Source organism: Roseibacillus ishigakijimensis (assembly GCF_016595415.1).
Classification (GTDB): Bacteria; Verrucomicrobiota; Verrucomicrobiia; order Verrucomicrobiales; family Akkermansiaceae; genus Roseibacillus; species Roseibacillus ishigakijimensis.
This window is the reverse complement of the sequence record NZ_JAENIO010000017.1, coordinates 20138-33674: the sequence shown is the minus strand read 5'-3', so window position 1 is coordinate 33674 and position 13537 is coordinate 20138. Positions and strand designations below refer to the sequence as shown.

The following is a 13537-nucleotide window of genomic DNA, read 5'->3' as shown; positions in this document are numbered from 1 at the left end:
CTGAAGAGCTTACTCCTCATCCGCCCCTGACGGTTCGCCCCCTCCACCGGGCAGAGGAATGAAGCGGGGTTCGATTTTGACGGGCTCGTCTTCATCGGCAATCTCGCTGACTTCGTCGCCGGTTTCACCGAGGTCCTCCAGCGGGATGGAAAGAAGGGAATCTTCCGGCAGCTCAATCTCTTCAATCGCATCGAAATGGCCAGCGAATTTTCCCATTCGTTTCACTGGCAAGCGAAGTCCTTTCTCGGTGGCGGCAATGCCGCGCAGGATGATGTGGGCGAGGGGACCGGCCACGGCACCGCCGCTCTTGCCGCCTTCCACAAAGATGGTCACGGCGTAGCGGGGATCGTCATAGGGCGCAAACGCGGTCACCCAGGCGTTATTGGTGCGATTGGCTTCGGTGCCCTTCTGCACGGTGCCAGTTTTGGCCCCGGCGGGGAAATCCTCTACCGTGACCCGGCGGGCGGTGCCTCCCAGCTGATTGGCAGCCATCCACATTCCTTTTTTGACGCGAGCCATGGCGGCGGCCGACACCCCTTGGTCGGCGACGAGGTCGACGAGCAAATCGGGTTCGTCGGGAATAATGGTGTCGCCCTGCAAAACGGCATTTTTGACCAAGCGCGGACGGAAGTATTTTCCTCCATTGGCGATGCAGGCAGTGATCGCGCAAATTTGCAAGGGGGTGGCTTGCATGTGCCATTGCCCGATGGCGGTTTGAGCCAATTGGGCCGGAGTGACGATCGTTCCGGGCTCCTGCAACTGCACCCAGGCCTCGCTACCGGGCAGGATGCCGGGGGCTTCGTCGGGCAAACCCACCCCCGTGCGTTTGCCGAGATTGAGGGTGGCAAAGCCCTCCACGATCTTGTCCCGACCCAGCTTGTTGGCCCAGTTCATGAAGTAGGGATTGCACGAACGCTGCAGGGCCTCTTCGAGCCCGAGGGCCCCGTGCCCGGCGGTCTTCCAGCATTTGATGCGCACACTGCTCCCGTAGGCCACGTAGCCCCGGCAATAATCGCGGTAATTGGCGTCCCCATTCATCAGGCCGGTCAAGGCCACGGGCAACTTGGTGGTGGACCCCGTCATGTAGGAATTGACGGCCCGATTGGTGAAGGGGCTAGCTTTGTTCTGCAGGTAATAGTCCGCGTTCTTTTGAGACAAGGCGGGGATGTAGTCGTTGGGGTCGTAGTTGGGCAAGGAAGCCAAGGCGAGGACTTCCCCTGTCTTCACGTCCATCACCACGCCTGCAGCCCGGCCCGCCCGGCGGAGAACGTTCTCGACGAGGCATTGAATGCCGCCATCAAGAGTCAACTTCAGCGTCGCACCCTGTTCGGGAGGACGGGAGTCCACGGTGCGCCCGATGATTTCTCCCTTTTCATTTTTGTAGAGACTGCGCTTGCCATGGAGCCCGGTGAGGATGTCGTTGTAAGCCCGCTCGACGCCTTCCATGCCCCGGCTATCGCCGAAATAATGCTGAAACTCCGCTTTTTCGGCCGGCGTGTGGGTCCCTTTTTCCCATTGCCGGACATAGCCGAGGACGTGTCCCGCGAGGGTGCCCAAGGGGTAGCGCCGCTGCGGGCGGGAATTGACGTAGACTCCCTGCAGACCGAGCTTGTGCTCCGCCAAGCGGGAAAACTGGTCGAAATCGAGTTTCACGGGCAAAACATAGGGAACCAGATCGCCGTGCGAGATGTAGTGGGTGCGGATGGCCGAGCGGTGCAGGGGCGCTTCTACGCCGAGTTCCTTCAAGCGCGGGAGAATCATGCGCTCCACCATTTGATCGATGGTGAGATCGTCTTCTCCCTCCTCTCCTTCCGTCTTGGCAATCTGCCATTGGCGATTCCAAGCGTCCTTGACCTCGCCCAGGTTGATGGCGAGCTCGTAAACCCGGTAATTTTCCGCCAATGCCACTCCATTGCGGTCCATGATCTCGCCGCGCACCCCTGGCTCGCGAATAGCCACCACACTAAAGCCCGGCTTCTGGCGGATGTAGTAATGCTGGTCCTGGATCTGGAACTGATGGAGACGATGGAGGAGGGAGACGGTCCCCAGGAGAATGAGGGCAGTGAGGAGGTAAAGGCGGAAGCGGTAGCGGGATTCCATGGCTAAAGTCGGGTTTTGCGCAAACCTTTGTAGCGAATCTGGTAGCGAAAGGTCTTGGCCAATTGAAACAAAACAAGAAAAACGAGCGGTGAAAACAACATTGTCAGCACCGAACTATAAAAAATGAAACGGAGGTTGTCCTCGCTGAACAAAAGATGCCCGCGCACGAAGGAAAGGAGCATGAGCTCGGTGAAGAGGTAGAAGAACAGCGCGACCCCGGTAACCGGCACGGAGATCTGCCACTTGCCCTCCCGAAAGACCGGCTGCACCCCCTGCATGATGAACCCTCCGAGGGCAAAGAGAAAAATGGAATAACCGAATTTGAGCGTGGTGACCACTTCCGGGTAGACCTCCGGGTCGCCTTCCACCGGAAGGATGATATGCTGGGCATCCCACAAAAGCCCGCAGACAAAAGAGAGCAAGAGCATGCCGGTGACATCGAGAGTCACTGCCGCACAAATGAAAACGAGAGGCACGAGGAAGAGGCGGGCATGGTAAAAATCCGGCAATACCGGAATAAATTGCCGCAGGACAAAGGCCGTCAGCAAAAGCCCGAGAACCGAAAAGAGGTAGCGAATCATGGCGTGGTCACTTCCTCTCCGGCGACGCCCTGATCTCCTTGGAGAACAAAAACAACCGCCAAATTCTGCAAATCAACACTGGGCTTGACGAGGGCTTCGCTCTCGTAGCTGCCGGCAATCACCTCGGTGATGGTGCCTACCTGAATATCAGGAGGGAAAATGCCTCCGCGTCCGGTGGTAAAGACCTTCATGCCCGCCTGAATGGGAGCATTCCGGCTGAGATAGCGCAGACGGAGGAGGGGAGAGAGGCCATATTCGCCCCGCTCTCCACTGAGAATGCCCTTCTCGGGTGAGCCCTCCACGTAGACCGAGACTTGGCAACTCTCGTCCGTGATCAAGATGACATTGGAGATATCCTCAAAAGATTGATCCACGCGACCCACCAAGCCGCCTTCAGCCAGAACCGTCAGCTGGGTGCCAATGTCCGCTTTCTCTCCCTGATTGATGGTCAGTGTGTCCCACCAGGTTGAAGGTTGCCGCTTGATCACCTTCGCAGCCTTGACATCGAAGTTCGTGCGCTTCTGGAACCCCAGCGCTTGATTGAGCTGTTGATTCTCGCGCTCCAGCTCACGAAAACGGCCTTCAATGATCTTCAGTTCACCATAGTCGGCCTGAATCGCTTCCAGCTTGCGCTGCAAGTTTTCCGAATGCTCCACTTCACGGACGAAATCGCGACTGAATTTTTCAATGTTGGAGCCGCTCTTCAGGAAAGGGCCAATGGCACGGTAGTAAGTCTCCTGCACTTTGCGCACCGTGACCGGACTCCACGTCAGCACCCAGGTTCCCGCCGCCAGAAACACAAGGAGGGTGATGAGAGTGAGAGGCTTCATGCAACAAGCAAACTACGGTCGGCGGAGAAGAAATCTTTAGCGGGAGGAGTGATAATCGGTATTGGTCACCCGCTTGAGGAAGGCCAGTTCGCTGAGCGCCTTGCCCGTGCCTTCCGCCACCGCGCTGAGAGGGTCCTCCGCGATGTGAACGGGGAGGCCGGTTTCCTCGCGGAGCAACTTGTCCAGCCCCCGCAGCAGAGCACCTCCACCAGCCAGCACGAGACCCCGGTCCACCAGGTCGGCAGCCAATTCCGGCGGGCAGCGCTCCAAGGTGGTGCGCACTGCATCGACGATGGTGGCCAGAGGATCGGCCATCGAGTCCCGAATCTCCTGCGAGGTGATGGTCACCGTCTTGGGAAGTCCGGAAACCAAATCGCGCCCCTTCACCTCCATGCTCGTCTCCTTCGGCATCTCCGAGGCCGAGCCCACGCGAATCTTGATTTCCTCTGCGGTGCGCTCACCAATCATGAGATTGTAGCCCCGCTTCATGTATTGGATGATGGACTCATCGAGTTCATCCCCGGCGGTGCGCACGCTGCGGGCGTAAACGATTCCGGACAAGGAAATGAGCGCAACCTCAGTGGTGCCCCCGCCGATGTCGACAATCATATTGCCCGAGGCATCCTGCACGGGCAGTCCCACCCCAATGGCCGCCGCCATGGGCTCCTCGATGAGGTAGACCTCGCGCGCGCCCGCTTGCTCGGCAGACTCCTTCACCGCACGGCGCTCCACCTCGGTGATGCCAGAAGGAATGGCAATCACGACGCGGGGACGGGCCCGGCGCTTGTTGTTCACCTTACGGATGAAGTGACGAAGCATGGCTTCCGTAACCTCGAAATCAGCAATGACCCCGTCTTTCAGGGGTCGGATGGCCACGATATTGCCGGGCGTGCGGCCCAACATGCGCTTGGCATCATCGCCAACCGCCAGCACTTCATTGGTTCCGGCCTTGACCGCCACCACCGAGGGCTCGCGCAACACAATGCCATGGTCCTTGACGTTGACCAAGGTGTTGGCGGTGCCCAAATCAATCCCGATATCGTTGGATAACAGGCCAAAAAATTTCGAAAACATCATCATCCGGCGTTCTGGTTCTTAAAGTTGGAAAAATTGCATTTAACTGGCAAAAATCATCCAGCAGACTGACGACAAGTCGATTACCGGGTGGGGGATCGCTGGGTGTTGCCGGACAGAGTGCCGCTCGCGCGCACTATCGAAACTGGGACGCCATCCGGCAAGCGGGAAAGCTGTCACGCGGCACTCGCTTTTTCCTGATGACGGCGAAGGAATTCCTGCGCCAGCTCCCGATAAGCCTTCGCACCCAGGCCCTCCGGATCATGGTCAAAGATCGTGACCCCATGGCTGGGAGCCTCACCGAGACGAATCGTTCGCGGAATAACCGTCTCATACAGCTCACCGGGAAAGTAGTTGCGCACTTCTTCCACCACGCTGCGCGAGAGATTGGTGCGCCCGTCGAACATGGTCATCAGAATGCCTTCGATGACGACTTCTTCATTGACTCCCGCCTCGCGGATCTGGCTGACGACGCGGGTGATTTTTGCCAGGCCTTCCAAGCCAAACCATTCGCACTGCAACGGAATGAGAATCTCGTCGGAAGCCGCTAGAGCCGAGGTCATCAAAATACCCAACGAGGGCGGCGTATCGATGAGACAATAATCGTAGGAAGCCTGCACGCGGACAGATTCGCGCAGCACCTCGCTGAGCCGGGTGAGATGGTTGTCATAGCGCACCAGCTCGACTTCGACCCCGGCCAAATCCATCTCGGCTGGGATGAGGTGCAAATTTTCCTGCGGCGTGGTCAGAATTTTCGATTCCAGCAAATCATCGCTGACCAACGATTCGTAAATGCTTTCGTGCTCGTCGGCGGGAAAACCCAGGCCGCTTGTCGCGTTGGCCTGGGGATCCAGATCGATGAGTAGGACGCGCTGACCTTCCCGGGCCAAGGCGGTGGAGAGATTGATCGAAGTCGTCGTTTTTCCAACGCCGCCTTTCTGATTCGCGATTGCGACAACTTTCATGCGTGTGCGAGACACCTGAAGGCAAAGGTCGCGGGAAGACAAGTCCTAGTTCGGTTCGCGACCGAAAAGACCGTGGAAGCACAGGTGCCGATGCGTTCCTCAGGAATGAGAAGACGCTCGCCAACAGTTCCTTGGAAATAAGAACGGCTCCTTTTGCCTAGCTCTCATAACTTCGCATAATAAATGTAATGCGGAATCTAGAAACGAGTTCATCATGCGACTTCGAAGCTGCTTCTACCAGTAGCCCTGGAGTCAGTGGCACGGATCCCCGCATGCTTTCTCTCGGCCCCGCCCTGCAGCGAGTCCTTTCGATAATTTTTTTGCCTTAGCCCAAACCGAGCCAAGAAAAAACGCTCCAGACTTCAGCGTGTCTGAAGTGCTTGGTTAGTCGACTGCCGAGTCTTTTTCTTTGGGCTGGCCAATGTCCAAAGGGCCGTTCTCGGTTTCACTTCCGCCGCCGAAATTGAGGTCAATCGCATCCATCTCCCTCGGCGAAAAATTCGGATGCTGGAGTTCATTGCCACCGACCGACTCCACCCAATTGGAGTAAAAATTGTAAATTTGCGGGAAAATATTGAGCGCGCCTTCATCTGGCCTGCCGCATGGCGAGTCTCGCTCCACTGTTCTCGTCGCTGGCTTTCGGGCGGAGTTGAAGCTCGCAACCCGTTCTGCCCAAGAATAATCGTCCTGCCCGAGGTTGGCAAAAAATGAAGTAGGCCCGGTCGGACTTGAACCGACGACCAAGGGATTATGAGTCCCCTGCTCTAACCACTGAGCTACAGGCCCCGAAAAAACTGACGGAAGAGGCCTTTTCCTAGCCTAAAAGGCCCATCCCTGACAAGCAGGGTTTACACCCTTCCTTCTTTTCCATCCCCGCCCTCAAGCGGCGATGTCGTAGTGCTTGGCGATTTCCCGGAAGATGCGGTCACGACGCTCGCGTGCCTTTTCCACCTCGCGGGTCTTGAGCGAAAAGCGAAGGCGCTCGGCGGTGGCGTCGGGTTTGTGAACGGTCAGGTGGCACCACCAGATGCCCCGGTTGTTCCACAAATGATGATTGGGGTTATCTTCGTTGACTCGAACGGCTAGAACAGTTTTGCGTTTCATAAGGCAAGCTAATTGCACTCCTTAATGGTGTCATTGGACAACGTAAAATTGTCTCAAAAATTCTTAACTTTTTAAAAATTCAGGGAGGATTTATGCCTGATTCAAGGCTGCTTCGAGGGTTCCCAGTAATTTTTCTGGATTTTCGATTCCGGCTGACAGGCGAATGAGGTGAGGCGGCACTCCGCAGCCTGCGGCCCAGTCCAGCTCATGGTAGTGGGCCAGCAGGGTGTAAGGGCAAGCCAGGGAAAACTCCGTGCCCAAGCTGGGGCCTTTGTTCCACGCGAGGGCATCGTAAACCCGGGGGGCACGCTTCTCATTGCGCAGGGTGAAGCTCATGAGTCCGCCATAGCCTCCCGCTTTCCTTTTGATGGCTTCGTAGCTCTCCCGGTGATGGAATTTGGGATACCAAATCCGGTCCACCAAGGGATGTTCGCGCAGGTAGTCGGCGAGTATTTCGCCATTGCGATTGATGGTTTCCATGCGCTCGGGGAAGCCCTCCGCATTCTCGCGCAAGACGCGGGAATCGGCGGCATAGAGGCGGTTGCGGTTGGGGTTGCACTCCAGCAGGGCTGCCATCAGGTTGGCATTGCAGGCGGAATCCGGATTGATGAGGACCGCTCCTCCGCTGACGTCTCCTTTCCCCGAGACCCACTTGGTCAAGCTGGTGGTGACGGCATCGACATGCGGCAGCACTTCCACATTGTGGATGGAGGCCACGGTGTCGTCGGCGATCAAGGGCACCCGCCCCGCGCGGGCGGCCAGGGAGAGACGGCGCAGATCGACCGTGCTGAGGAGAGGATTGCTGGGGAGTTCGCAGAAGACCGCCGCGAATTCCCCCTGGCGGATGCGGGAGAGAGCCTCGTCGAAGTGCTCGCCGCTGGCATCGGGCAGGAAGACGACTCCGCTGCCGAAGTTTTCCTGCACCTTGAGGGCGTCCACATAGGGGAAGTCCAGTTGCAGGGTTTTCTTCGCGGGAGTGAGGCTCGTAACCGCACGATGAAGGGAGTAAAAGGCGGCCATGCCCGTTTCGTAGAGGAAAAGCTGGTCTGGATGGCAGTCGAACTTCTGGGCTAGAAAAGGTTGCAGGCCTCCGTCCGCTCCCGCTTCCCGGTGGGCCAGAACGTCTTCCGCCTGGCGACTGGTGACCACTTCCCCGCTGAAGCGCCAATACTGCAGGGCGCCCCGCAGCGCGTCCTCATTGACGACCAGGGCTTGCAAGCCGTCGAAGCTAGCGATGCGGGTCGCGCAGGAAAAATTCTTCTCCACGTAGCGCTGAGCCCGCTGGGCCACTTCCTTGCTCGGGAAGACCACCACCCGCTCTCCGGCCTGTCCGATGCTGGCTTGGGCGGCCTCATTGAGAGCCTTGACCTGATCACTCAGGAAAAAGCGCGGGTAGCCGGCCTGCATCTTTCGCAACACCTTGTCGCGCTCCTCTTCATACCCAACCACACTGTCCCAAGTCGGTAAACAGACCGAACAAGCATGGGGGGAATCTGGCAAAGGCAAACCAAGGTCCCCGCTTTCCCAGGCGGGCTCGGTAGTGAAATCTCTCAACGCGGCTATTTCGTGGTTTTCTGGCCGAAAGAACAAGTCTCTTTCGGGGCAGATCGCCTTTCCTAGGCGAAAAACCTCTCCAAGAGAGCTTTTTCTCTCTTCTTCAGCCCGCAAAGGGAGTGTTTTCAAGGCTTTTGGGAGCGGCCGGCCCGTTGGATGAATTCGTTGCGGAGGACCGATTTCCGCTCGCCACTGACTTCCTGCAGGGAAACACTTTTGTCATACTCCAGGCGATAGGTGTAGTTGATCGCGGTGGCCTGCTCGCCAGTCCCGGGTGCCACCGCCAAGTCCCAGCGCAGGATTCCCTTGGGACGCTCGAAGCGCAGATAGTCGCGATCTGTGGACAAGGGGTGGGAGCTTTCACTAAGCGAGACTCGCAAACTGGCGGTGTCCTCCATGTGGGGAGTGCGCTCGCGCACGCTCAAAGTGACAGGTTCTTCCTTGAAGTTGTCGAGCACCACCTCCACCTCGATTTCCACCAGGCGGTTGCCTCCCTGCACCGTTTCCGTGCGATCCACCAGCGTCCGGCGGGCCCGCAGTTGCCCGTCCACCCCGAAGCCGAGGGTGTAGCTGCGGCCCCGGGCGATGGTGGGCATCTCGGTGCGGCCAATGAATTTGTCATCTAGATAGACGTGCACTTTTCCGCCCAAAAGATCGTGGCTGCCGGTGTTGACCAGCTCCGCTTCGCGAAAGACGGCGCTGGTCAAGACAGGGGTAGCGACATGGTAGAAGCTGGCCGGACAGTTCACCGCCAGGACCCGCACCATTTGAGCTTCGCGGCGGCTGACGAGAGTGACTGCCCGATCCAGTTCGTATTGAATGGCCAGATCTTCGCCACCGTCCTGCGTTTGATTCAATTGCTTGAACTGCCCCGAACGCATGGAGAGCTCTACCAGCTGGGCGCTGGCTGCCAGTTCGTTGGCGGCAAAGTTGGCATCGGCAAAGTCCTTCACCGTCTTGCCCGCCAGGACCTTGCGATTGGCTGCATTCTTCGCCCGCAAGACATCTTGATAATGGGCCGCCTGCGCCATGGCGGAGTCGTTGCCGGAGGGCAAGACGCCACTCTGCTGCACTTCCACATGCAAAGCGGTCAACTCGGGATTCTGCGCGCTGACGGTGGGCGAGGCTGTGGAGAGAATGAGCCCGGCATCGCGCCAATCCTCGCCACTGACCTGGTGAATGAGGGCGTTGAACTCGAGGCGCACCTCTTCTCCCCCGGAAACGCCGGCCACGTTGTAAACCGGGGACCAGCCACAATCGCGGACGAGATAGTTCAAATCAAAGACTGCCTCGGCCCCGGCCTCTTTCTCGACAAAGATAACCGCGTCATAGATTTCTGTCGGCCCTTCCGCTAAGCGGTGCCGTTCTTCCCGCAATCCGGTGAGTTCATCGCTGTCGTCCGCTATGGCGTTGTCCAGCTCCATGATTTCCTGCGAAGCGGTTTCATATTCCCGGAAGTGCATCTGGGTGACCTTTTCCAATTCTCCGGCCTGCAAGACCCCATGAGTCATCTCCTGCCGGGCAGCCGGAGCCACGAAAGACCCCAAATCGCGTAAAAATTCCTGCCGAATGCGACGCAGGGCAATCTCGTTGCGGGCAGTGGAAATGGCCCGCTCCAGCTCTTTGATCCGTTCATCCAGCCGGGCTACCTCGCTCTCCACCCGCTTGGTTTCCTCGCTGGAGCGCTGGCGGCAGGTGACCGAGCGAATCTCCAGTCCCCTCCCCTCATCGGCGAAAACCGATTCGGCATCGGTCGCTGTCGGTAGGCCTTTCACGATGACCTCGAAGGCCCCCGCTCTCTCCGCCGGAAGGGTCACTTGCCGGGTCACCAAGGCCGTTCCCTGATAGAGGGTGACTTCCGTGATGTGGTTCTGGTTACTTTCGGCAGGAACGCTTCCCTCGGGGTCTGCGCTGGCTCCAACTCCCCCCAGTAAACTGAGGCCGACGATGAGTGGGTAAAAAGTGAGTTTCATAGTCCTGGGTCCAAGACAAAAAACGGGGACCGAGGACTTTTTTGTTTCTCTTTTTGCTGTTTTTTTAACATTTATCGCAAAGTGGCCCGGTAATGGGTTTCCGAGCCTTCCACCGGATCAGGATCGAGCTCGAACCAATTGCTCTTCTCAATGCGATCGCGATTATAAGGCGGCGCGAAAATGTCGATGAGCTGGGTGCGTTCCTTCGCCTGCAGGCTATGGATGTTGCGGGCTTTGGAGGTGAGCGTCGAGACCTGACCCTTCCGCAGATGGCCATGTTCGCTCTCCCTCAACAAGACCGCGCGCTCGCTTTCTTGGGCGAGCAAGTCGTAGTTCCAGACTTCGATCTCGCCCGAGGCGCAGAGAATCACCCCGGTCATCTCCGGGTGATCGTGATGGGGAATGCGCTCTTCCTTCTCAAACTGAAGCAAGGTGACGTGAAAATCGCGTTGTTTTTCCAAGGGTTCGAAGTCGACCCGGCCATTGCCCAATCCGCGCTGGGCCTTTGCAAAGGCAGCAGTCAGCTGGGCATCCTTGAGGTTCAACCGTTTCGCCAGGCGGGCGGCTGCTTTCACGTAGGCCTCCTCGTTCCACCGGTCCAGATGTTGTTGGGCGGCTTCCTTTTCCACTGCTTCCAGAAACGCCTCCCAGTTGATGGTTTGTTCCTCCCCCACGCGCCCTTGGCAGGCATTGGCCCGCGTCGCCAGCGCCGTCAATTGCGGCAAAACCAAGCCAAGCCCAAGAAAACCAGGGAGCGAAGTCCGCAAAAAATGGCGGCGGTCGTAATCATCCATTGCGTCATTATACTAAAGCGCCAGGCCGTGACAAGATTCCGATTCGCGCCTTTCGCAAAGGTGGCGACTGACAAGCGGGCTTGGATTGGGTAGGACCCCCGCGTGCGTCTTGCCGTTCTTTGTCCCCTTCTTTTGCTCGTTGTTCTTTCGATTCCCTTTGTTGTCAGCGACTTGGATCTCGTTTTGCACCGTCCCTTTTATGGCGGCGAAGGCGAGTGGCCCACAGGAGACCGGCCCTTCTGGCGCTTCTTCTACACGCTGGCTCCGATTCCGGCCATCGCCATCGGGGTTGTTTCCCTCCTCGTTCTTTTGCTGGGGGTGGGAAATCCCCGTTTGAGCCGTTATCGCAAGCTCTCCGCTTACTTTTTCGCCGTTCTTGCCGTAGGCGCTGGTCTCATCACCAACACCTTGCTCAAGGACCAGTGGGGGCGTCCCCGTCCCGCGCAAATTGTTGAATTCGAGGGCACGGAGGAATTCGAACGCCTTCTTCACTACGATCCGACCTCGGAAGGGAAGTCCTTTCCCTGCGGCCACGCCACCGTAGGCTTTTTCTTCCTGGCCCTGGTCCCCCTCCTCACCGGATGGCGGCGTTGGTTGGCGCTCACCTTTGCCCTGGTCTTCGGCAGCCTGATCGGTATCGCCCGGATGGCACAAGGAGGTCATTTTGCTTCCGATGTGGTGTGGGCGGCGGCAGTGATGTGGTTGACGACGCTCCTTTTTTACAAAGGTCTCCGTCTCGACCGCTCTCTCTGGTGGCAGGCCGCGCCGGGTGCCAAGAGGCCGCCCCGCTGGTTGCCATGGGTCACTACCCCCCTCGTGATCGCCCTCGTTGTCCTCACCACCACTATCTGGCCCTATGATAAAAAGATTCGGGTGAAAATGTCGCCAATTCCTCCACTGGAGAGCCTTGTGATTGATTTTTACGGAGAAGGTATCATCGAGTTGGAGTCCGGGGAGGTCTTCGCCATCACCTCCTTCACCGACGGGCACCGCGCTCCCAAGAGCAAGCTGCGGGCGCGGGGAACCTTCGATCCTGGAAGCAAAGTGCTGCGCGTTGACTTCGAGAAGACAGGTTTTTTCTCGGAACTCAACGTGCGCACCGTGATCACCCTTCCCCCCGGCATGGACCTCACCCTGCGAGCGGGCGAGGAGGTGAGCGACGTCATCCTCGCCCGGGAATTACCGGAGCCGAGTTGGCAGCTCGCTCCCCAGACCCAGATCCTGCGGCGTTAATCACCCTCCACGGGGGCGGGTCATTTTCCCGACAAAAGCCGCTGTTGCCACCACTCGAGGGCGGTGAGCTCAGGAGGGTGGCAGATGCGTTCCAGGCAGGCCTGCCATTCTTCCTCCCCTTCGATGATTTCCACTTCGATTCGCAGGAAGTAAATGGGCACGATCATTTCCGTGGGCCGGGGAAAACGAACCGCATCTTTTTCAGTGGTCACAATCAAGTCCGCGTCCCGCCTCAGGGCCCGTTGGCAAAGGGCGTCGACATCCTTCAGGGGGAAGACCTGGTGGTCACCAAAGGTGCGGTGAAAAAGGACCTCCGCGCCCAGTTCCCGGAGCAATCTCTCGAAACTCTCCGGGACCGCGATTCCGCTGATGGCAGCGACAAATTTGCCCTGCAAGGCCTCCAGGGGCAAGCGCTCGCCCTCCGCAAAGACTTTTTCCAGGTGCTGGGGCACATGATTGGTCTGGATGATGGGCGCGGTCTTATTGTAACGCTGCAAACGGGCAATCTGATCCTCGCGCAGAGGTTGGTGACAGCGGGTGACGAAGATATAGTTGGCCCGGGCAAGGTTGCAGGGAGGCTCACGCAGGGTGCCCCGGGGGATGAGGGCCTCGGTGCCAAAGGGTTTTTCGGCATCGACCAGCACCACATCCACGGCATGGGCCAACTTGAGATATTGCAGGCCATCGTCGAGCAGGAGAATGTCGGCCCCCAGCTCGCGCACCGCGAAGCGTCCCCCCTTGATGCGATCGCGGTCCACCACCACCGCCACGCCCGGAAGAAGATTTTTGGCCAACATGAAAGGCTCGTCACCCGCGTATTCCACCAAAAGGCGCAGGTTCTCGCCGTCGCTCACGACCTTGGGAAAATCGCCGGGTTCCTCCTCGCGCTCTCCTCGCCAGACCTGCCGCTCTTCCAGTTTGCGGCTCTTGTAGCCACGACTGAGAATGACCGGGCGACGACCGCGAGCGAGGAGGGCTTTGGAAAAAAACTCCACAACCGGAGTCTTGCCCGTGCCTCCCATGGTCAAGTTGCCGATGCTGATGACCTGCACCCCCAGACGCGCCTGGTCCCTGAGGCCAGAGCGAAAGAGCAACAGCCGGAGACGCACCAACAGGGCGAAGAGCCAAGAAAAGACGCGGAAAACCAAGCGGGCCACGGTGGCCCAAAAGCCCTTCTCACGGCCGAAAATGACATCGGCTCCCCACTTTTCCAAATCCTGACCCACGCTGGACACCCCGCCATCCAACACCGGGCGGCCCGGAAACAAAACCCCGAAGTCCGCCCTCCTTCCTCATTGCCCGGGCCAGCCAAATGGGCGACCTTGCCGA

The 13537-nt window shown here is 58.5% G+C and carries 12 protein-coding genes and 1 tRNA gene; 1 reads left to right on the top strand and 12 read right to left on the bottom strand.

Annotated features, from left to right (window positions below; genetic code table 11):
* Positions 1-9: 9 nt before the first annotated feature.
* The 11 genes from JIN78_RS08270 to JIN78_RS08220 form a co-directional block, all read right to left on the bottom strand.
* A complete protein-coding gene (locus JIN78_RS08270; protein ID WP_200391485.1) occupies positions 10-2100 on the bottom strand; it encodes a peptidoglycan D,D-transpeptidase FtsI family protein in 2091 nt (696 codons plus the stop codon).
* 2 nt (positions 2101-2102) lie between these two features.
* Positions 2103-2681 (bottom strand): hypothetical protein, encoded by a 579-nt coding sequence (locus JIN78_RS08265; protein ID WP_200391484.1) that lies wholly within the window; start codon positions 2679-2681, stop codon positions 2103-2105.
* Positions 2678-3511 (bottom strand): rod shape-determining protein MreC, encoded by an 834-nt coding sequence (gene mreC / locus JIN78_RS08260; protein ID WP_200391483.1) that lies wholly within the window; start codon positions 3509-3511, stop codon positions 2678-2680. The genes JIN78_RS08265 and mreC overlap by 4 nt, the downstream gene beginning before the upstream one ends.
* 36 nt (positions 3512-3547) lie before the next feature.
* A complete protein-coding gene (locus tag JIN78_RS08255) occupies positions 3548-4585 on the bottom strand; it encodes a rod shape-determining protein (protein ID WP_200391482.1) in 1038 nt (345 codons plus the stop codon).
* A 176-nt stretch (positions 4586-4761) separates the two neighbouring features.
* Positions 4762-5550, bottom strand: coding sequence for a ParA family protein (locus tag JIN78_RS08250; RefSeq protein WP_200391481.1), 789 nt, complete (start codon positions 5548-5550; stop codon positions 4762-4764).
* A 384-nt stretch (positions 5551-5934) separates the two neighbouring features.
* Positions 5935-6294 carry a hypothetical protein gene (locus tag JIN78_RS08245; RefSeq protein WP_200391480.1) on the bottom strand — a complete coding sequence of 120 codons (360 nt, stop codon included), beginning with the start codon at positions 6292-6294 and terminating at the stop codon, positions 5935-5937.
* A tRNA-Ile gene (locus tag JIN78_RS08240) sits at positions 6264-6336 on the bottom strand. The genes JIN78_RS08245 and JIN78_RS08240 overlap by 31 nt, the downstream gene beginning before the upstream one ends.
* 93 nt (positions 6337-6429) lie before the next feature.
* Complete coding sequence (locus tag JIN78_RS08235; protein WP_189568477.1) at positions 6430-6654, bottom strand: hypothetical protein; 225 nt, start codon at positions 6652-6654, stop codon at positions 6430-6432.
* Between the two features lie 90 nt (positions 6655-6744).
* A complete protein-coding gene (locus JIN78_RS08230; protein ID WP_200391479.1) occupies positions 6745-8208 on the bottom strand; it encodes a PLP-dependent transferase in 1464 nt (487 codons plus the stop codon).
* Positions 8209-8333: 125 nt separating this feature from the next.
* Positions 8334-10181, bottom strand: coding sequence for a mucoidy inhibitor MuiA family protein (locus JIN78_RS08225; protein WP_200391478.1), 1848 nt, complete (start codon positions 10179-10181; stop codon positions 8334-8336).
* Positions 10182-10252: 71 nt separating this feature from the next.
* Positions 10253-10975 carry a cupin domain-containing protein gene (locus tag JIN78_RS08220; protein WP_200391477.1) on the bottom strand — a complete coding sequence of 241 codons (723 nt, stop codon included), beginning with the start codon at positions 10973-10975 and terminating at the stop codon, positions 10253-10255.
* 171 nt (positions 10976-11146) lie between these two features.
* On the opposite strand from JIN78_RS08220, the gene JIN78_RS08215 reads away from it, so the two are divergent.
* Positions 11147-12208: a phosphatase PAP2 family protein gene (locus JIN78_RS08215; RefSeq protein WP_200391476.1), complete on the top strand. Its 1062-nt coding sequence runs from the start codon at positions 11147-11149 to the stop codon at positions 12206-12208.
* A gap of 20 nt (positions 12209-12228) precedes the next feature.
* Here JIN78_RS08215 and lpxK read toward each other — a convergent pair whose 3' ends face one another.
* A complete protein-coding gene (gene lpxK / locus JIN78_RS08210; protein ID WP_234037877.1) occupies positions 12229-13476 on the bottom strand; it encodes a tetraacyldisaccharide 4'-kinase in 1248 nt (415 codons plus the stop codon).
* Between the last annotated feature and the right edge of the window lie 61 nt (positions 13477-13537).